The organism is Balnearium lithotrophicum (genome assembly GCF_900182585.1).
In the GTDB taxonomy this organism is placed as follows: Bacteria; Aquificota; Aquificia; order Desulfurobacteriales; family Desulfurobacteriaceae; genus Balnearium; species Balnearium lithotrophicum.
Genome location: NZ_FXTM01000007.1, coordinates 40,549 through 60,279, shown reverse-complemented (window position 1 = coordinate 60,279; position 19,731 = coordinate 40,549). Strand labels below are relative to the sequence as shown.

Genomic DNA, 19,731 nt, shown 5'->3' with positions numbered 1-19,731 from the left:
AGGAGTTTTTATGAAAATTTTACAGGCTACCACTGCAAGAGGTTGGAGCGGTGGAACTGAACAGTGTTTACTCCTTGCTAAGTACATGAGCAGACTCGAAGTTAAAACTGATATTCTCTGTTTTAGGGGAACGGAGTTAGAGAGAAGAGCAAGGAAAGAGGGAATCGATGTCCGTTACTTTCCGAATACTAAGAAGTTCAGTATTAGAGAAGCAAGGGAGCTCTCAAAAATAGTTTCCCAGTACGACATTGTTAATACACACATCTCAAAGGCTCACTGGTTTGTTTGGTTATCAACCTTTTTCTTAAGAAAGAGACCTAAACTTATTTACACAAGAAGGGTTCCCTATCCAATTTCAAAGTTTTCTCTCATATCTAAGTACAACATAAGAACAGATGCAATCGTTTCCGTATCTCCTAAAATTTACGAAACGTTAAAAAAGGTAAAACTACTAAGGAAAAAGCTCTACTACATTCCATCAGGTGTTGAACTCGAAAGGTTCAATCCTGAATTGGAAGGGAAACTGGATAGAAAAGAGTTTGGAATTCCTAAAAACTCCTTGGTCTTAACAAACGTAGGAAATTTTTCTGAGGTAAAGGGACATCACATCTTAATTCCCGCATTTAAGAGATTTAGAGAAAGGTATAAAAATGCCTATTTACTCTTAGTCGGCAGGGATACGAAAAGTGAAGGGTGTTTTTCTCTGATAAAAGAATTTGAACTGGAGAAGTTTGTTATTCCCTTAGGATTTAGAAGTGATGTACCCGATATTCTCAGAATCACAGATATTTTCGTCTTCCCCTCTATAAACGAAGGAATAGCCGGTTCCCTCCTTCAGGCTATGGCTATGAGAAAAGTCGTTGTTGCCTCTCACGTTGGGGGTATAAGGAGTTATTTAAAACACATGGAAAACGGAATAGCGGTTGAGCCGAGAAGTGTTGATTCTCTCTACGGAGGTCTTTTAAAAGCTGTTGAAAACTTAAAAAATGAAAAACTAAAGGAGGAAGCAAGGAAAACTGCAGAGAAATTTGATATAAAAAGGGTTACAGAGGAAACGTTAAAACTGTACAGGGAGATACTAAATGGCTAAGGTTCCAAACTTTAAAGAGTTTTTGGAAGGAAAGGAAAGGATATGCATTGTTGGTCTTGGTTATGTAGGTCTTCCTCTTGCCGTCCTTTTGGGGAAGAGATTTAATGTTGTAGGTTTTGACATAGACGAAGAGAGGGTTTCAGAACTCCAGAGAAACTACGATAGAACGGGAGAGATATCTGAAGAGGAGCTTAAAAACTCTAAAGTTGATTACACAACAAATCCTGAGAAAATTTCGGACTGTAGTTTGATAATTGTTACTGTTCCAACCCCCATTGATGTCCATAAAATTCCCGATTTGAGACCTGTGAAGTCGGCAACCAGGACGGTTGGAAGGTACATGAAACCTAAAACTGTTGTTGTTTATGAGTCGACAGTTTATCCAGGAGTTACCGAGGAAATCTGTGTTCCAATTTTGGAAAAGGAGAGTGGCCTTAAGTGGAAGGAGGACTTTTTTGTTGGTTACTCTCCTGAGAGGGTCAATCCTGGAGATAAAAAGCACACCATAGATAAGATAGTGAAGGTCGTTTCAGGAGATACCCCTGAAACGGCAGAGCTCCTTGAGAAAATCTACGGCTCTGTAATTGAGGCCGGTGTCCACAGAGCTCCCAACATAAAAACCGCCGAAGCTGCAAAGGTAATAGAGAACACACAGAGGGACTTAAACATAGCTTTAATGAACGAGTTGGCTCTCATTTTCCACAGGATGGGAATAGACACTAGGGACGTCCTTGAGGCAGCGGGAACAAAGTGGAACTTTCTCAAGTTTGAACCGGGACTTGTAGGAGGCCACTGTATTGGCGTTGACCCTTACTACTTAACGTTTAAAGCTCAGGAGATTGGCTACCATCCCGAGGTAATACTGGCAGGTAGAAGAATTAACGACTCAATGGGAAAGTTTGTTGCTGAAAATGCCGTTAAGCTCATGATAAAGGAAGGAAAGCAAATTTTAGACTCAAAGGTTTTGATTTTAGGTATTACATTTAAGGAAAATATAAGGGATGTTAGAAATACGAGGATTGTTGACATATACAATGAACTCCTCTCGTACGGAGTTCAGCCTTTTATTTACGACCCCTATGCCTACCCGGAAGAGGTTAAGAGGGAGTACGGAATAGAACTGATAGGGAGCCCGCAGGAGGGAGCTCCCTACGATGCCGTTATAGTTGCAGTTAAACACGACCAGTTTAAGGGACTAAAACCAGAGTTTTTTGAATCAATATCAAAATCAAGACCCATTGTTTTGGACGTCAAGGGTATTTATGACAGGGAGGAATTTAAGAACTTAATTCTATGGAGGCTTTGAGGGCGTTTAAAAACTCCCTTGCCTCCCTACTTTTTATCTTCTTGGGAAAGATTAAGGTATTCTCTCTCTGAATTCCTCCAACAAGTACGATTTTCCCTCTTATCCCTAACAGGAGAAACTTCTCCTCATAGAAGTTATCAATTGGAAACTCCTCTTTTGAGTTAAACAGAACAACAATACAGGTCAAGTAGTGGTCGTTGGGCAGACTTAAAAAATTTTTCCAGGATTTAGTTAAGTTTTTAAATACTTTCTTTGCTTCGATTTTGTCCCTTACATTTTTTCCTAAGAGATAGTAGGAGGAATTTATCTCATAATCCTTCAGAAAAAATGTTTCATGAACCAATTTTACATCTATTCTACCTAAAAATTCAAAATTTAAGAAAGGTTCCTTCCAGTAACCGTAAGCTTTAAAGTAATCTCGTATTCTACTTAACAAAGAGTATCACCTCTTCGTTATCCTTTCCCTTTAAAAACATCTCTCTTGCAAGTTTTTCGTAGTAGAACCTTTTGTTTGCTTCAATCTGGTTTATTTTCTCTTCCAAAATTTCATTCTGGAGTTTCCAGAAATTTCGTTCCTTTTCCAGTTTAGCCTCTGTTTCCCGAAGCTCTTTCAATTTCGAAACAGAGTTCTTACCAAAAAAGTAGCTGTAGAAGAACCAAGGGAAGGCGAGGGACCAGAAGATAATTAGATAGATAAACTTACATCTCCTCTTCCGGTTCAAGCAATCCCCTCTCTATGAGTTCCTCGTTGTAGTACCTGTTGTACAGAGCATACCACTCAGGAGTTCCTTCGTAGATTGGCCTTGAGTGGGAAGCTATTTTCTCCCTAACCCTCTGGTCAATCTCTTTCCTCAATTTAGAAACTTCCTCAAAGGATTTAACAATAATCCCTCTTATAACTCCTCTCTCCTCTGTGTAGTCCAGCGTATCATCAGTGAGAATTAACTTTAGGATTTTTCCCGCCAAATAGTTTGCTTTGTCCCTTGAAAGAGGACTCCCTACAACAGGTATTCCCCTCTCCTTTGCCAACTTCTCCTTTATAAGTTTTCTTGCCTTGTGGAGTGAAACGCCCCTGTAGAAAACCTCATCGCTGTTTTCCTGAATAATTTTTTCAGCTTCCTCCTCAAGCTCCTTCTCAGTTCTATAGTCATCGTAGAGAATCTGGTAGATTTTCTCCCTAAATTCCTCAGGATTATCAGCTATAACGATTTCATCCCTAAGGAGATTATCTGCAATTCTGTCTGCCAGAATCTTTAAGAACCTGTGCTTTTTAGCCATTACTCCTCCTTCTTCAATCTTTTCAGGAGAGATTTTAACCTTTCCTCTGCCTCTTTTCCCTCCTTTGTTCCCTTCTTCATCTCAGAGACCCTCTTGTAGAGTCTTGCTGCCTGTCTGTAATCTCCCTTTTTCTCTAAAAGTTGAGCAGCCCTGTAGAGAGCAGTTGAACTCCAAGGTTCAGCCTTTATCTCGTAAGCTATCTTCATGTAGTCTATGAGAGCTCCGTCAACGTTCCCCCTTTGAGCTTCAATTGATGCCCTCCAGAAGAGAGATTCTGCTCTTTCCTCCCTCTTCTTTGCTCTTTTAACAGCTTCTCCTATTAGCTTTTCGGCAAGTTCAAGGTCTCCACTTTCCTGTGCCAGTATCCCCAAGCTAACTAAATCATCGTAGTTAACGCTGCTTAAGTATTTGGTGAGTTCCCTTGAAATTTCTAAAGCTCTATTCTTGTTTCCGGTCAACTTGTAGTAGTGAGCAAGCTTTCCTAAGAAGTATCCCCTCTCTTTTTCGGGAATTTTTGTTATATCCTTTACGCTCTGGGCTGCGGTGTATGCATCTATTAGTTTCCCTTGGGAGAGGTAGGTCCTGAACAGCAGGTAGTTTTTTACATCAGAGTCCTGAATGAGAGAAATGTCCTTCAGAGCTCTCCTGTAGTTTTTCTGCTTAAGGTCTATTTCAACCAACCTTTCGGCTATCTGTTCTTTTAGCTTAGGGGAATTTACCTTTTCTAAAGTTAGCTTTAAGATACCGTAGGCCTTTCCATATTCTCCGTTGCTTTCGTAATCCCTCGCCTTAGATATGAGAGTCAGAGCATCGGCTCCAACGTTTTCCGGGTTGTAAGCTATAAAGTAGGGGTCGTTGAAAATTAGCGCCTCAAAGTTTTTACTCCTGTACGAAAGATAGTTCATGTACTGTTTTGAAAACCTCTCTAACTCCTCATTTGAAGCTGTATTGAACAGGTAGGTTAAATAAAAGATGCTCTTTTGGGGTTTTTTCTTCTCGTAACTTTCTGTTAGATAGAGAGCAAGTGCTGTTTTTTCCCTGTGGGGAAGGGTGTTAAATATCTTTTCAGCATAGTTTATGTTCTTAGATACAAATGCAGCCATAGTTTTTGTCAGTGGGGAAATAAGTGGAAGCTTTGTAAGTTCTCTCTCCTTTCCTAATACTTTGGATAGGTAAATTAATCTTCCACCGTTTACCTCGGGAAAAATGGAGTACTTCTTAATTTCCTTCTTTAGTGTTCTGTAGGCTTCCTTTTTACTTCCCAACTTGTACTGGCAGATAGCTAAAAGCGTTAGAGTATCACCGTCAGGAACCCTTTTTAGAAACTCCTTTGCCCTTTTATAGTTTCCAACGTTAAAGTACGAGATTCCTAAGAGTTTGAGGAGTTCTGGAGTTCTAATTCCCTCCTCCTTGTAGGCATACTCGAGGAGCTTAATTGAGACGTTTGGGCTTCCAGAAATGAGGTAAACCTTAGCCGCATCTAAGAGGGAAGCCCTGTAGTAGGGAGTATTCTGGAAACTTCCCATCAGTTGGCTATAGACAACACTTCCTACATCACTGTTTATCGTTCCTATTTTTCCCAGTAGGTACAAGGTTCTTGCAGTTGAAAGGTCATTTGATGGACTCTGAACTGCCCTCTTTAACTCTTCCTCTGAGCTTTTGTAGAGTCCCCTTTCGTAGTAGATGTATCCTAAGTCATCACTTGAGCCGACTTCAGGAATTTCATCGGAAAAGGAAAAAATGAGAGCTTTTGTGTAGAGCTCCGGATAGAACTTCTTCAAAGTATCAAGGTCGAACTCTGCCGAGTAGAAGTCTAAGAGAGCTTTTAATTTCTCAGGGACTTTAGGTTTGGAAATGTTCAGTCCTATTACCTTTGGAATCTCACCTACTTTTCCTAACCTGTAAAGGGTCCAGGCAAGGAGGTACTTTTCCTCTGTACTTTTGGGATTCTTTAATAGTTTAGCTGCCTCACTGTACTTTTTGTTGAGGTAGTAAGCTCTGGCAAGCTCCAACCTTGTTCTATCGCCGGGGTACTTCTTGTAGAGTTTTTGAGCTTCAACTAAGGCCTCCGAAAACCTCCTCTTTCTCTCAAGGTACCTGACGTACTGAACTCCCTCTTCCTTACCCTTAAACCATCTCCCGTAGGTGTCAAATATCAAATCTATGAGCTTGTAGTCGTTTTCCTTACTTGCTCTTTTCAGAGCTCTCTCCAAAAATCCGCTGTCCCTGAGGGCTCCCTTCAGTTCAAGGTTCCTTCCAGACCTTAACAAGATGAAATAGATAGCGTTAGAGGGTAGGTCTGATTTAGAGAGGACTTTAAAGAATGAAACCTTATTATCTATGGACATTGATAGTAAATCCTTCTCTGGAAATGCTTTCTCAACAGGAACTCCCTTTTTTAGTGAAAGGATAAACTTGAGAGCAAGGAGCTCTCCCTTTGAAAACTCCGGAAAGTTCCTTTCCCAGAATGAAAGAAACCTTTTTAAGTCCTTGTAATCCTGTGATTTTAAAAATGATAGGTAAATGTATCTGTAGTACTTTTTGAAATTTTTATCGTTCAGGGAATCTAAGTTCTCGCTAAAGGTTTTTGCAGCCAATGAGTACATTCCATCACTGTAGAGCTTCACTCCAAGATTAAGGTCTGAAGCAAGGGCTGTTGAAAGGGTTAAAGTGGCAATCAGGAGAGCTCTCCTCAACATTCCAAATCTCCAAACAGGGTCTAAATTAATCGGAAAACCTAATTATAGGATAGGAAGCTTGAGAAGGTTTAAAGTAGTCTCCCCTTTTGAGCCTAAAGGTGACCAGCCTAAGGCAATTAGAGAACTCTCAGAGGGTATAGAGAAGGGACTCAGATTTCAGACCCTTTTAGGAATAACTGGAAGCGGTAAAACATTCACAATAGCAAAGGTTATTGAGAGAGTTCAAAAGCCTACACTGGTTATTTCCCACAACAAAGTCCTTGCTGCACAGCTCTACCACGAACTGAAGAACTTCTTTCCAAACAATGCTATTGAATACTTCATAAGCTACTACGACTACTACCAGCCTGAAGCCTACATTCCAAGTAGGGACGTATACATTGAGAAGGACTGCTCGATAAACCCTGTAATTGACAGGATGCGACACTCTGCAACGGTTTCTCTCCTTACCCGTCCCGATACAATTGTTGTTTCCTCTGTTTCGTGTATATACGGTTTAGGTTCTCCAGAACACTACAGAAATCTCTCATTAAGGTTTGAAAGAGGCGAGGAGATAGAGAGGGACGAAGTCATAAGGAAGTTGGTTACACTCGGCTACGAAAGGAGTGAGTACGACGTAAGACCGGGAATTTTTAAGGTCAGGGGAGACGTTATAGATATATACCCTGCAGACCAGGAGGACCACTTTATAAGGATAGAGCTCTTTGGAGATGAAGTTGATTCAATCGTTATGTTGGACTACTTCAACCAGAAAGTCTTGAGAGAGTTTAACTCGTACACCGTCTATCCGGCTTCCCACTATGCAACTCCCTACTCAAGAATTCTTGAAGCAGTTAGGTCTATAGAGAAAGAGCTTGAGGAAAGAGTTAACTATTTCCTGAGTCAGGGAAAGGAGCTTGAGGCAAGGAGAATTGAACAGAGAACAAGGTACGACATGGAGCTCCTTTTAGAAATAGGCCACTGCAAGGGAATTGAGAACTACTCAAGACACTTGGACGGAAGGAAGCCCGGAGAGCCTCCATTTACCCTCCTTGACTACTTTCCGGAAGACTTCTTAGTGATAATTGACGAATCCCACGTAACTGTTCCACAGATAAAGGCAATGTGGAGAGGAGACAGGGCAAGGAAGTTTAACCTAATAGAGCACGGTTTCAGACTTCCCTCAGCCTACGACAACAGACCTTTAAACTTTGAGGAGTTTTTGGAGAGGGTTCCACAGGCGATTTTCGTTTCGGCAACCCCGGGAGAGTTTGAACTCTCCGTTTCGGATAGGGTTGTTGAGCAGATAATAAGACCTACAGGTCTTTTAGACCCAGAAGTTGAAGTTAAACCAACCGAAGGACAGATAGATTACCTGATTTCTGAAATAAGGGAGAGAATTAAGAGAGATGAAAGGGTCTTAGTAACAACTCTAACAAAGAGGAGTGCCGAAGAGCTGACAAACTACCTGATTGAGAAGGGAATAAGGGCAAAGTACCTTCACTCCGAGATTGATTCAGTTGAAAGGGTTGAAATAATAAGGGAGCTCCGAACCGGAGAGTTTGACGTTTTAGTGGGTGTAAACCTTTTAAGGGAGGGATTGGACCTACCTGAAGTCTCTTTGGTTGCCGTTCTTGATGGAGACAAGGAGGGATTCTTAAGGTCAACAACCTCCCTTATTCAAACAATGGGAAGGGCAGCAAGGAACGTTAACGGAAAGGTAATTCTCTTTGCAGATAGAATTACTCCCTCAATGAGAAGGGCCATTGAGGAAACTGAGAGGAGAAGGAGAATTCAGGAGGAGTTTAACAGAAAACACGGAATTGTCCCAAAGAGTGCAGAGAGGAAAATTGATTCATCAATTCTTGAAGATGCAGGAGTAACAGTTTTTCAAAAGCTAAGGAAGAAGGGAGTAGAAAGAGTTCCGAGAAACGAGTCGGAACTTTTAGAGGAGATAGCGAGACTTGAAAGGGAAATGAAGGAGGCTGCAAAGAACTGGGAGTTTGAAAGGGCAGCGGAAATTAGGGACAGAATAAAGGAACTCAGAAAACTCCTCCTTCCAGCTTAAACGTTTCTTGTTAGTATGTAACCGACGTTTGTAAGGGTTTTTATGTGTTTTCCTTTCTCTCCCAACTTCTTTCTTAGTCTGTATATGTAAACATCGAGACTTCTCGGGTTCCACTTCTTCCTTCCCCAGACCTTTTCAAGGAGGAATTCCTTGGTTAAAACCTCCTCGGGATATTTCATTAAAAGTCGAAGAATTTCAAGTTCTATCTTTGTCAGCGGAGCACTCTTTCCATCTACAATTATTTTCCCCTCCTTGAGTTTTAGGACAATTCCCTCAAATTCCAAACTGTTTTTTAGTTTGTCCTTGTACCTTCTATAAATGGCAAGAGTTCTGGCAAAGAGCTCCCTCGTACTGAAGGGCTTGACAACAAAATCGTCTGCTCCCGTCTCAAACCACTTTACCTTTGTATTTACATCACACATGGAGCTTAAAACAATAATAGGAATTCCCTTTTCCTCCTTTATTTGACGGCAGATTTCAAGTCCTTTTGTTCCTAATAGGGCAAGGTCAAATATCAAAAACGAGTAGCCATTTTTACCGAATATATCGTCCCTGCTCGTTCCTAAAGTTACATCTATTCCATAATCCTCAAAAACCCTTTTTACCTCTTCAGCTAAGCTCCTATCGTCCTCTACAAGAAGTACCCTCATTTTTTCCCTTTTTACATCTTTTTAACATGTTTTTTGCATTCATTTAACATAAATTTATAATCCTATCTTATAACAAAATTTTAAAATTTTGTTACAATTATAGCAACACACTGTTTCAGAAAAAAACAACTTCTTAGGAGGAGGTATGAGAAGAGCACTTACCACAGCTTTCATTGTATCGGCCATTTCTGTATCTCCTTCCTTTGCCCAGGATGAGGTGGAAGCTCTCAAGTCTCAAATCCAAAAACTCCAGGAACAGATGGCAAAGCTCCAGGAGAGACTTCAAGAGCTCGAATCTCAAAAGGGGGTAGGGGCAAAGTCTGTGACAGGTTTAAAGAGTAGTATCAAAATCTACGGAAAAATAAAAATGGATGCCATCTACGACACCCACAACATGGGGACGGATGCCTTTATAACCTACCTCAAAAAAGGAAGTGGATACAGACAGGACAGAACAACGTTTAACATGAAGGACACGAGAATCGGATTTATCATCAACGGTGGAAACATCAACGGTTGGGATTTAACCGGAAGGGTTGAAGGAGACTTCTACGGACTCGGCGGAAGTGGAAATGACAACGGAGGATTCAGAATAAGGCTTTCCTACATTAACCTGAACAACGGTCAAGGAACAAACATCAGGATTGGTCAGGATTACATCCCTATAGCATCTCAAATGGCCTCAACCCTTGACTTTTTGAGCATGGGCGGTTCAGGTAACCTATGGGATAGAGTTCCTCAGGTTACAGTAACCCAGACGTTTGAAAACGGATTCGGTATTTTGGGAACGGCCTGGAAGAGCTCTGCAACAACGGACAAAGTTGGAATGAGAATGCCTTGGGTAGGAGCTAAAGTCTTCTACAGGGGAGACATTTTTGGAACAGGAAAACCTCTCTACTTAGCATTGGGAGGTGCTTACAGACACGGAAGTGATGAAATAGGAAAAGATACTAACAACGACGGCAAAACTGATGTTTGGTACAAGGATAACGTAGATGATTACTTAATAGCTGCCGAGTGGAACATTCCATTTAACCTCTTCTTCCCGATGGGAATAAAAGGAGAAGCATACGTAGGACAGGGATTAACAAAGAGGGACTTTTTAGTCTTTACCAAACCACACTACCTTGATGGGACGGACGTTGAGGAGTTAGAGACGAAGGGAGGATTTGTTCAGTTAAGCCTCAAACCCTTTGAAAAAGTATCCTTTAACGTTGGAACGGGTATGGACGACCCTGATGATAGCGATGCCAAGAAGGCAGGAAGTTACGAGAAGAACTGGAGGGCTTTTGGAAACGTTCTATACAAGTTTGCTCCTAATGTAACCTTTGGTCTTGAGTGGGACCATCAGGAAACCCTCTACGAGGGTAACGTTGAACACGGTGAGAGGTTAATGGCCTCAGCAATATACCTTTGGTAAATAAATCTTTAAGGGGGTGTTGAAATGGAGGGAAGGATTGCAAACCCAGCTCCGTTGGGACTCTTTGGATTTGGTATGACAACTGTTCTGCTGAACCTTCACAACGCCGGTCTAATAGGACTGGGAACTATGATTCTTGCAATGGGAATCTTCTACGGAGGGCTTGCCCAGATTATTGCGGGAATAATGGAGTTTAAGAAAGGAAACACTTTCGGAGCTCTGGCGTTCTCCTCGTACGGTCTCTTCTGGGAAACACTTGTAGCCCTTCTCTTAATGTCAAAGTGGGGATGGTGGGCAGGACCAACGAAAGGAGCAATTGTCGCCTACCTCGTAATGTGGGGAATCTTCACATTCCTACTTTGGATTGTCCTCTTTAAGACAAAACACAGTTTTGACATCCAGTTTGTATTTGTAACTCTCTGGATTCTCTTTTTCCTCTTAGCACTTGGAGATGCTACAGGCTCTGCTATTATTAAAACAGTTGCCGGATGGGAGGGAATTCTCTGCGGTGCTTCAGCAATGTACGTTGGATTTAAAACAGTTCTACAGGAGAGCATGCAATCTTAAAAATTAAAAAATAAGGAGGATAGGATGGCTGAGGAAAAACTTGACCACCTGCTGAAGAAAGAAAATGTAATCTACCCACCGAAGGAGTTTGTAGAGAGGGCCAACGTTAAGGACTATGAGGCCGAGTACAACAGGTTTAAAGAAGACCCAGAAGCTTTCTGGGCAAGTGTTGCAGAGGAACTCTTCTGGTACAAAAAGTGGGAAAAGGTTCTTGAGTGGAACTACCCCTATGCAAAGTGGTTTGTAGGCGGTAAAACAAACATTACTGTAAACGCACTGGACAGGCACGTTAAGAACGGAAAGAGAAACAAGGTTGCCTTCTTCTGGGAGGATGAGTTAGGTAACGAAAAGGTTGTTACCTACGGGGAGCTCTACAAGTTAGTCAACAAACTTGCAAATGCACTTAAAGCAGCCAGAATAAAGAAGGGAGACAGGGTTGTTATCTACATGCCCCTCGTTGTTGAACAGGTTGCAGCAATGCTTGCCTGTGCCCGCATTGGGGCAATCCACTCCGTTGTTTACGCGGGATTCAGCGTTCCTGCCTTAAGGCACAGGATTGAGGATGCTGAAGCAAAACTTGTAATTACTGCCGACGTAACAATCAGAAGGGGAAGGGCCATTCCCCTAAAGAGAATAGTTGACGAAGCCATTATGGACCTACCCTACGTTGAGAAGGTTGTTGTTCTAAGGAGACTTGAACCAAAGGTTGACCTGATTGGGGAAAAGGAAATTGACTTCTATGAGTTTATTGACGGTCACATGGACTACTGCGAGCCTGAAGTAATGGACGCTGAAGACCCTCTCTTTATACTCTACACTTCCGGTTCTACAGGTAAGCCAAAGGGAGTTCTCCACACAACTGGTGGATACATGGTAGGTACCTACTACTCAATGAAGACCGTCTTTGACTTGAAAGAGGACGATATCTTCTGGTGTACAGCTGACCCGGGATGGATTACAGGACACAGCTACATAGTTTACGGTCCGTTAGTAGCAGGAGCGACACAGGTTATAGCTGAGGGAGCTCCAAACTATCCAGACTTTGGCCGCTGGTGGAGAATCATTGAAAAGTACGGAGTAAACATCTTCTACACTGCACCAACTGCAATTAGAATGTTCATGAGGGCCGGAGAGGAGTGGCCCAATAAGTACGACCTGTCATCATTAAGGCTTTTAGGTTCTGTTGGTGAGCCTATAAACCCTGAGGCTTGGCTCTGGTACTACAGGGTAATCGGCAAGGAGAAGTGTCCAATTGTTGATACCTGGTGGCAGACAGAGACAGGTGCAGTTATGATTACAACTATTGACGGACTTCCTATGAAGCCTGGTAAGGCAGGAAAGCCCGTTCCTGGAGTAATCGCAGATGTTGTTGATAGGGAAGGAAATCCCGTTGAGACGGATAAAGGTGGATTCTTGGTTGTTAAGTTCCCATGGCCTTCAATGATGAGGACAATCTGGAAGAATCCAGAGAGGTACGAACAGTACTGGAACACAATTCCAAACTGCTACACTGCGGGGGACGTTGCAGTTAAGGACGCTGACGGATACATAATGATTCTTGGAAGGGCAGACGACGTTATCAACGTATCCGGTCATAGAATTGGAACGATGGAGGTTGAATCCGCCCTCGTTTCACACCCTGCCGTTGCAGAAGCTGCAGTAATTGGAAAGCCGGACCCTGTTAAGGGAGAGACGATTAAGGCGTTTGTAATTCTTAAGGAGGGCTATGCTGCCTCCGACAAACTTGTGAATGACCTTAAGTACCACGTTAAAATGGAACTTGGAGCTCTCGCAGTTCCTTCAGAGATTGAGTTTGTTGACAAGCTTCCAAAGACAAGAAGTGGAAAAATTATGAGGCGTGTTCTCAAGGCCAAAGAGCTTGGAATGGATCCAGGGGATCTCTCCACACTTGAAGACTAATCGGGGGGGCTTTGTGCCCCCTTCTTAAACTGAACTTAAATAAACTATCTCGGTCTTACCTTCCTTAAGACTTTGAATTGCTTTGTCAATATTCTCAATTCCCTTAGGCAGCCTGTAAACAGTAATTCCCTTTGAGAGTAGTTTAAGTAGAGGAGGACGGGAAATCTCCCCTATCAGGAGGACATCCACATCGTTTTCCTTGAGTAAATCGGCAGCATTCTTTCCTTCCTCGCATCCACTTGAACACCCCCCACAGGAGTAGACATTTTTAATTAAGTAACTCTCATTAGTCTCTGTGTTAAAAATTAAAAAGTAAGGTGCAGGACCAAAGACATTTAGAGGATGTTTGTTTTCATCTACAGGAATGGCAATTTTCATTACTGTCCTCCATTGAAGAATGACTCAATCTGTCTTCTCGCAGCCTTTTCAGCTCTTTCAACGTATTCTAAGGTTGTGTGTCCCTGAACTTCAGGGTAACTTTCAAGATTTGTATGAATCAAAAAGCCGTGGTGAACCCAGTTTTCACTGTCTCCAAATATGTACCAATTAGGAGAGGATGGAGGGTTCTGGAAATCTCCATCGGTTGATAGTCTTGTAAATTGACTAAATCCGACCCTTTCCGATAGAGCTCTGTTCGAAATGAAAGGAACAACGGTATCGCAGCAGGCATTTTGGAGAATTACATTTGTTCCGTTGTCGATTCCTAAGTAAACAGGGTCTGCAGGGTCAAGAATCATCTGGAATACTCCGAGTAGGACTGCATAACCGTTTGTATTTTTCTCAACTCCCGTAGATTTGAGAAGTCCCTCTATAAGTTCGTTTTCTGCAGCATCTATTATTGACACGTAATTACCTCCTCCCACATTAAGAACAACCTTTTCAGGACTTCCAAAGTGGGAGTAGATTGAACCTGTAATTGCTCCCATTGAAACACCTAAAAAGTAAACGTGGCTAACCTTATCAGAACTTCCATCACCGTCTATATCGTAAACACCATTTCTTAAAAGGAGCTCCAAAAGCCTAAGGTTAAAAACAGACTGATAGACGTTGAGTCTGTTCCTTGCAACATTTCCCGTTAAGTAGCACTTACCCTCTCCACACTCAAAACTGCTGTTTTCCGTTAGCTTTGTGTAGTCTCCGTGAAATGGAAGGTCAATTGCAACAACAGGTAAATTAATATCAGTTAAGAGATTTTCTGCACGTTCTTTACTGCTCCCAAGTCCGTGCTGGAATATGTAGACAGTTCCGTTGTAGCTGTCCCTGTTTCCAAAAAATACAGGAATAAACTTAACGTAGTCCTTTATGTCAAACTGTTCGTTTTGTTGTACCTTTTCAAAAAGTTCTCCCAATTTTGTTATATCAAAGGCTGGGAAGAGGTTGTAGTTCCTAAGTTGTGCTAAGAGCTGATTGTTTGATAGAACTATTTTGAGCACTCCGTACAGAGGAGATTTATTAACATCCTCACTGTCAAAGGTTCTATAGTCTTTCTCTATGGACGAGTACGGAAGACCAGTAATTTTAAGTTCGTTAATTTCACCACTCAGGAACTTGTTCATTACTGAAATATCGGAAACGGAGAGTGTTTTGTTGGCTGTAGTGAATGTAAAGGATTCAAGAACGGTATTCCTATTCAGTTCAACGTTTATAAGGTTTGAAACGGCAGGGAAAATGTTGTCGTAGAGGTACTGATAACTCTGCCTTAGAGCTTCAAGCTTTTCATCTGAAAGGGGAGTTTTCCCTTCAATCTCGTTGTAAATCTGAGGTGATAAAACAGTTTTTCCTTGTATGTCCTTAATTCCGTCTAAAAGAATGAATAGGTACTTATGCCCCGCCTCTAATGGCTTAACGGGGTAAAATTTCAGATATCTTCCCTCCTGCCTTACGTAGAGCCTGTCTGACTGGACTAAACTGCCTGCAAGTGAGGGATTCTGCTGAAGCTCTCCCAAAACTGTCAAATCTACAAGGAGATATCTATTATTCAGCGTATTTAAATCAATTGGAGTTTCTGAGGAGAGCGGAATGAATATGGGTGTATTGGGACTCAGTCCTTGAATCTGAAGTTTGTTAATAGCCTCAAACAAAACCTTTTTAGCCGGGTCTGTTATTGACGAGGTATCAAAGGAAACGTAGCTTGGAGCTCTGCTCCCCTGAGACCAAAGGATATCGTTTGGAAAAGGAATTCCTAAAGGTTGGTTTGATTTACCTGAAAACGGGTCAAACACGAGGTAACTCCTGTCTGTAGTCTGATAGTTTATTTTATCGGGAGCTCCAGAACTACTCTGTAGACTCCCCCCGCAGGAAGAGAGAATACCCAATACAGAAATTAAGGCTAAAAGTTTTTTCATTTTCTCCCCCTATAGGTTGATAATGAAAGACCCCTTTAATCCCTCCTTTCTAAGTCTCTTCTTCAAGCTTAAAGCTTTAGAGTAAGTACTAACAGGTCCTGCTAAGACCCTGTAGTAACCTTTCAATTTTACTACTCTTACCTTAACTCTATGTTTTCTTGAAACTGTCCATCTGAACCTGTAGGCGTAAAACTTATTCTTAAATGCACCAATTTGAACGTAAAACCTTCCAACTTCATAGTTTTCAGGTTCAAATTTGTGGTCTACCCTCTTTCCAAGGGCAATTATCTTAACTTTCGCAGTTCCCTTCTTTAACATTCCGAGTTTTTTAGCTGCAGCATAGGAAAGGTCGATTATCCTTCCTCTGACAAAGGGACCCCTATCGTTGACCTTTACTACTACGCTCCTTCCGTTTTCAAGGTTTATTACCTTTACGTACGTTCCTAACGGAAGGGTTTTATGGGCTGCCGTTAACTTGTACATGTTGTATATTTCACCACTTGCCGTTCTGCTTCCGTGAAATCCCGGTCCGTACCACGAGGCTATACCTATCTGGACGAATCCTTTAGAACTCCTCCTTACGCAGTAAGTTTTTCCTTTAACTCTGTACGTATACTTGCAGCTTCTATAGTGGTGTTTGTATGTTGGATATACAACAATCCCCCTTCTCTCCCCACAACTAAAAAGGTTCAATGCAAGAAGGAGAAAAACTAAAAAAGAAACTCTCTTCATGGCAATTTAAATTTTAACTGATAAAATTTCCTAACAAAAACCGATGGAGGGAAGAATGAGAAAGCTCTCTTACGAGGAAATTTTAAATACTGTTGATGGAACGGTAGAAATCAAGGAGGACAGTGTTTCTGTTAAAGATGAGGAAAAGATAAGAGAGGTTATTGATAACCTTATCTACACTGCCGTTTTTGGAGGAGACAGGGAAAAAGAACTCTCCCGTTGGCTGATAAGAGCCATTGCCTTAGACCTTGGAATAGTTCCCTCCTCAATCCACGACCTTTACACAAAGGGAATGGCAAAGGAGGAACTCCCGTTCTGGTTTACCGTTCCTGCAATGAACATAAGAGGAATGACTTACGACGTCATGAGACAGATTTTTAAAACTGCAGTGGAAAAGGAAGTTGGGGCGTTTATTCTTGAGATTGCTAAGTCAGAAATAGGCTATACAGACCAAAGACCTGCAGAGTATACTGCCTGTGTATTAGCAGCAGCAATAAAAGAAGGATTCCGAGGTCCGGTCTTTATTCAGGGAGACCACTTCCAGTTTAACGCGAAAAAGTATTCGGAGAACCCTGAAAATGAACTTGAAAATATAAAGAAACTAACAAAGGAAGCTATAGAAGCGGATTTCTACAACATAGACATAGACCCATCAACGTTAGTTGACTACAGCAAACCAACGTTGAAGGAACAGCAGTTCCACAACTACATAAACACTGCAAAAATGACGGCCTTCATAAGGGAAATAGAACCTGAAGGAGTTACGGTTTCCGTTGGAGGAGAAATAGGCCATATCGGAGGTAAAAACTCAACTCCTGAGGAGTTTGAGGCATTCATGGAAGGATACTTAGAGGAACTCAAAAAGTACGGTGAGAACATTCCTCACATAAGCAAAATTTCCGTTCAGACAGGAACTGAGCACGGAGGAATTCCCCTTCCAGATGGTAGAGTTGCGGAAGTGAAGTTGGACTTTTCTGTTTTAGAGAGAATCGGAGAGGTAGCAAGAAAGAAATACTCAATGGCTGGCGCAGTTCAGCATGGAGCTTCTACACTTCCGGATGAGCTCTTCCACAAGTTTCCAGAGGTGAAAACTGCTGAAATTCACCTTGCAACCGGTTTTCAAAACATAATCTACGATTATTTACCGGAGGACTTTAAGGAAGAAATCTACAACTGGTTGAAAACAGAGCTAAAAAACGAGTGGAAGGAAGGATGGACAGAACAGCAGTTTATCTATAAAACAAGGAAAAAGGCTTTTGGTAAGTTTAAGAAAGAGTTTTGGGACTTGCCAGAGAGTGTAAAAGCTCCAATGATGGAGGCTTTGAAGAACAAGTTTAACTTCCTATTTGAGCAGCTTAACGTCTTTAATACAAAAGATGTAGTTGACAAGTACATTAAGCCCGTAAAAATAAACAAGAAAAAGCCTGAATAACTAATTAAAGTCCTGCCCTCCTCAAGGAGGGCAGTTTAATTCTGAAAATAAATTCTTGAACATCCTTCAATTTTAAATATCCCTGTCCCTATTTACAGGAAAAGGAGTTGTCTTGAAAGGAACTTGGAATAGAATGACTTAAAGAATTTTCAGTTCCACTACGTTCAGATAAAACAAAAAGCCCCTCGCGTAGCCTAAATCTTCCTTAGCACTTTATATCCCACTACGTTCAAATAAAACGTTCCATCAATCGTAACAGTTACTGAAGTATCTGGCTTTATATCCCACTACGTTCAAATAAAACCAGGTCAAGGATGAAATACTCAAAGAACTTTCTCAACTTTATATCCCACTACGTTCAAATAAAACTATCACTAACGCCAATTCCTGCAGACCCAAGCGTCTTTATATCCCACTACGTTCAAATAAAACACCTTTTCCAAAACCTTCACCCTGAAAACCTCACGACTTTATATCCCACTACGTTCAAATAAAACTTCTGTACTCCTGCCCTTCCTTTTCTATCTTCTGAACTTTATATCCCACTACGTTCAAATAAAACCTGAACATAATGGGTGCAATCAAGGACTGGAGAAACCTTTATATCCCACTACGTTCAAATAAAACTAGCTTTCATCAAGAACTTCCAAAACAACTTCAAACTTTATATCCCACTACGTTCAAATAAAACCTGTTGTAATGTTTTTTGCTCTTGTTGCTTTTCTGATCTTTATATCCCACTACGTTCAAATAAAACTAAGGCAGGGAAGAATGGAATTAAAGCCTAAAAATTCTTTATATCCCACTACGTTCAAATAAAACCCTCAAAATCCATATTCTTCAAAGTCAAAGAATTTCAATTACTTTATCAATTATAACATGTTCTGAAGAGGTAGTTTTTTGCAGCAAACTGGCAGTTACAATTTTGAAATCTCCAAAAAAAATCAACTTAATCAATTGTCTTACAAGGTTTTCAAGTATTTGCATTAAAATTTCGATTCGCTGCAGCTATCTTTTTGTTCCGCAAACGTAGGTAACTCCTTTATCACCTACTTCTGCCCAATGTTCCGTTCCTGCAGGAACTCTCAGTTTATCTCCCGGCTTTAAGTGAAATACCTCTTCTCTTGTCCCGATAGTTATTTCTCCTTCAAGAATCCACCTTACCTCATCAAAGGGGTGAATGTGCCAGTTATAATAGATTCCCGGAGGGCCACTCCAAACGTACAGATTTTCGTATCCTTCCTTTTGGAGCTCCTCAAAAACCCTTTCCCTGTCCGTTACTCCCGTTTTCTCAACCATTTTATCTCTTCGTTCTATAATTAGTTATTGAAAAATATTGGAGGAAACATGTCAGAGGGAATTGTAGTAGAAAGGGCAGGACAGAAGATAACGGTATTTGTTCCGGAGGAAGGTAAACATTACAGGGGAGTTCCATTAGGGAAAGTTAGAAAGAGGGATAAAATATTTGCAGGAGATGTTGTTGAAGGAAGAATTGTTGACAACGAAACTTTTGCGATTGAAGGGATAAAGGACAGAAAAAATCTACTGATTAGACCTCCTATAGCCAACGTTGATAAGGTTGTCATTGTTTCAACTATAAAAAATCCACCTTTTCAAAACTACTTACTCGATAATCTCCTTGTTGTTTACGATTACCTCGGGGTTAATCCTGTAGTTGTCTTCAACAAGGTTGATTTACTCAATGAAGAAGAGATTAAAGAGCTGGACAAATGGGTTGATATTTACAGAAGTGCAGGCTACAGGGTAATTCCAACAAGCTCTGAAAGTGGAGAGGGAATAGAAGAACTGAGAGAGGAGCTTAAGGGTGTTGTCTCTATATTTGCAGGAGCATCTGGTGTAGGAAAGAGCTCCTTAGTCAGAGAGCTAACGGGAGAGGACTTAAAAGTTGGAGAGGTTAGTTCAAAGACCGAAAGGGGAAAACACACAACGAGGGAGGTTAGACTCATTCCCTTTGAAGGGGGTTTTATAGGCGATGCTCCAGGATTTTCAAGAGTTGAGGCTTTAAACTTTATGGATAGGGAAGAGGTAAGGCTTCACTTCCCTGAGTTTTTAAGGTACGAGTGCAAGTTTTCAGACTGCCTCCACTTAGAGGAGGAGGGATGTGAAGTGAGGGAGGCAGTTATTAGAGGAGAAATACCTTGTGAAAGGTACAAGAGTTACCTCAAAATAATTAAGGCCTTTGTTCCATGGCTTTCTGAGGTAAGAAACTGTTCTGGAGATTGAT

17 protein-coding genes and 1 CRISPR repeat array are annotated in these 19,731 nt (G+C 41.3%); of the genes, 8 read left to right on the top strand and 9 right to left on the bottom strand.

The genetic code is table 11. From position 1 onward, the window contains the following. Nucleotides 1-10: 10 nt before the first annotated feature. Nucleotides 11-1,090: a glycosyltransferase family 4 protein gene (locus FN732_RS03705; RefSeq protein WP_142934846.1), complete on the top strand. Its 1,080-nt coding sequence runs from the start codon at nucleotides 11-13 to the stop codon at nucleotides 1,088-1,090. After that, nucleotides 1,083-2,396 (top strand): nucleotide sugar dehydrogenase, encoded by a 1,314-nt coding sequence (locus tag FN732_RS03700; RefSeq protein WP_142934844.1) that lies wholly within the window; start codon nucleotides 1,083-1,085, stop codon nucleotides 2,394-2,396. The genes FN732_RS03705 and FN732_RS03700 overlap by 8 nt, the downstream gene beginning before the upstream one ends. Here FN732_RS03700 and FN732_RS03695 read toward each other — a convergent pair. The 4 genes from FN732_RS03695 to FN732_RS03680 are packed head-to-tail and all read right to left on the bottom strand — an operon-like array spanning nucleotide 2,368 to nucleotide 6,373. Beyond that, nucleotides 2,368-2,832, bottom strand: coding sequence for a hypothetical protein (locus FN732_RS03695; protein ID WP_142934842.1), 465 nt, complete (start codon nucleotides 2,830-2,832; stop codon nucleotides 2,368-2,370). The two genes, FN732_RS03700 and FN732_RS03695, sit on opposite strands and share 29 nt — an antisense overlap. After that, nucleotides 2,822-3,118: an FtsB family cell division protein gene (locus FN732_RS03690; protein WP_142934841.1), complete on the bottom strand. Its 297-nt coding sequence runs from the start codon at nucleotides 3,116-3,118 to the stop codon at nucleotides 2,822-2,824. Before FN732_RS03690 ends, FN732_RS03695 begins: the two co-directional genes overlap by 11 nt. After that, the gene (locus tag FN732_RS03685; RefSeq protein WP_142934839.1) at nucleotides 3,096-3,674 is read right to left on the bottom strand and encodes a DUF507 family protein; all 579 of its coding nucleotides are present in this window, start codon (nucleotides 3,672-3,674) and stop codon (nucleotides 3,096-3,098) included. The genes FN732_RS03690 and FN732_RS03685 overlap by 23 nt, the downstream gene beginning before the upstream one ends. Next, nucleotides 3,674-6,373: a tetratricopeptide repeat protein gene (locus tag FN732_RS03680; protein WP_142934837.1), complete on the bottom strand. Its 2,700-nt coding sequence runs from the start codon at nucleotides 6,371-6,373 to the stop codon at nucleotides 3,674-3,676. The genes FN732_RS03685 and FN732_RS03680 overlap by 1 nt, the downstream gene beginning before the upstream one ends. 58 nt (nucleotides 6,374-6,431) lie before the next feature. Here FN732_RS03680 and uvrB point away from each other — a divergent pair, with 58 nt between their 5' ends. Next, nucleotides 6,432-8,420 (top strand): excinuclease ABC subunit UvrB, encoded by a 1,989-nt coding sequence (uvrB, locus tag FN732_RS03675; protein ID WP_142934875.1) that lies wholly within the window; start codon nucleotides 6,432-6,434, stop codon nucleotides 8,418-8,420. Here uvrB and FN732_RS03670 read toward each other — a convergent pair. After that, nucleotides 8,417-9,070 carry a response regulator transcription factor gene (locus FN732_RS03670; protein WP_142934835.1) on the bottom strand — a complete coding sequence of 218 codons (654 nt, stop codon included), beginning with the start codon at nucleotides 9,068-9,070 and terminating at the stop codon, nucleotides 8,417-8,419. The two genes, uvrB and FN732_RS03670, sit on opposite strands and share 4 nt — an antisense overlap. A gap of 145 nt (nucleotides 9,071-9,215) precedes the next feature. Here FN732_RS03670 and FN732_RS03665 point away from each other — a divergent pair, with 145 nt between their 5' ends. The 3 genes from FN732_RS03665 to acs are packed head-to-tail and all read left to right on the top strand — an operon-like array spanning nucleotide 9,216 to nucleotide 12,977. After that, a complete protein-coding gene (locus FN732_RS03665; protein ID WP_142934833.1) occupies nucleotides 9,216-10,490 on the top strand; it encodes a DcaP family trimeric outer membrane transporter in 1,275 nt (424 codons plus the stop codon). Nucleotides 10,491-10,514: 24 nt separating this feature from the next. Continuing rightward, on the top strand, nucleotides 10,515-11,057 hold the full coding sequence (locus tag FN732_RS03660; RefSeq protein ID WP_142934831.1) for an acetate uptake transporter: 543 nt from the start codon (nucleotides 10,515-10,517) through the stop codon (nucleotides 11,055-11,057). 24 nt (nucleotides 11,058-11,081) lie between these two features. Further along, nucleotides 11,082-12,977: an acetate--CoA ligase gene (gene acs, locus FN732_RS03655; protein ID WP_142934829.1), complete on the top strand. Its 1,896-nt coding sequence runs from the start codon at nucleotides 11,082-11,084 to the stop codon at nucleotides 12,975-12,977. A gap of 24 nt (nucleotides 12,978-13,001) precedes the next feature. On the opposite strand, the gene FN732_RS03650 is transcribed toward acs, so the two are convergent. The 3 genes from FN732_RS03650 to FN732_RS09800 are packed head-to-tail and all read right to left on the bottom strand — an operon-like array spanning nucleotide 13,002 to nucleotide 16,054. Continuing rightward, complete coding sequence (locus FN732_RS03650) at nucleotides 13,002-13,355, bottom strand: NifB/NifX family molybdenum-iron cluster-binding protein (RefSeq protein WP_142934826.1); 354 nt, start codon at nucleotides 13,353-13,355, stop codon at nucleotides 13,002-13,004. After that, nucleotides 13,355-15,322 (bottom strand): hypothetical protein, encoded by a 1,968-nt coding sequence (locus tag FN732_RS03645; RefSeq protein WP_142934824.1) that lies wholly within the window; start codon nucleotides 15,320-15,322, stop codon nucleotides 13,355-13,357. Before FN732_RS03645 ends, FN732_RS03650 begins: the two co-directional genes overlap by 1 nt. A gap of 9 nt (nucleotides 15,323-15,331) precedes the next feature. Next, nucleotides 15,332-16,054, bottom strand: coding sequence for a septal ring lytic transglycosylase RlpA family protein (locus FN732_RS09800; protein ID WP_142934822.1), 723 nt, complete (start codon nucleotides 16,052-16,054; stop codon nucleotides 15,332-15,334). 55 nt (nucleotides 16,055-16,109) lie between these two features. Here FN732_RS09800 and FN732_RS03635 point away from each other — a divergent pair, with 55 nt between their 5' ends. Then, nucleotides 16,110-17,486 (top strand): class II fructose-bisphosphate aldolase, encoded by a 1,377-nt coding sequence (locus tag FN732_RS03635; RefSeq protein WP_142934820.1) that lies wholly within the window; start codon nucleotides 16,110-16,112, stop codon nucleotides 17,484-17,486. Nucleotides 17,487-17,697: 211 nt separating this feature from the next. Continuing rightward, nucleotides 17,698-18,308: a CRISPR direct-repeat array (repeat unit 29 nt; unit sequence CTTTATATCCCACTACGTTCAAATAAAAC). 186 nt (nucleotides 18,309-18,494) lie between these two features. On the opposite strand, the gene FN732_RS03630 is transcribed toward FN732_RS03635, so the two are convergent. Beyond that, complete coding sequence (locus tag FN732_RS03630; RefSeq protein WP_142934818.1) at nucleotides 18,495-18,785, bottom strand: cupin domain-containing protein; 291 nt, start codon at nucleotides 18,783-18,785, stop codon at nucleotides 18,495-18,497. A gap of 48 nt (nucleotides 18,786-18,833) precedes the next feature. On the opposite strand from FN732_RS03630, the gene rsgA reads away from it, so the two are divergent. Beyond that, nucleotides 18,834-19,730, top strand: a complete 897-nt coding sequence (gene rsgA, locus FN732_RS03625; protein ID WP_142934816.1) for a ribosome small subunit-dependent GTPase A — start codon at nucleotides 18,834-18,836, stop codon at nucleotides 19,728-19,730. Nucleotide 19,731 lies beyond the last annotated feature (1 nt).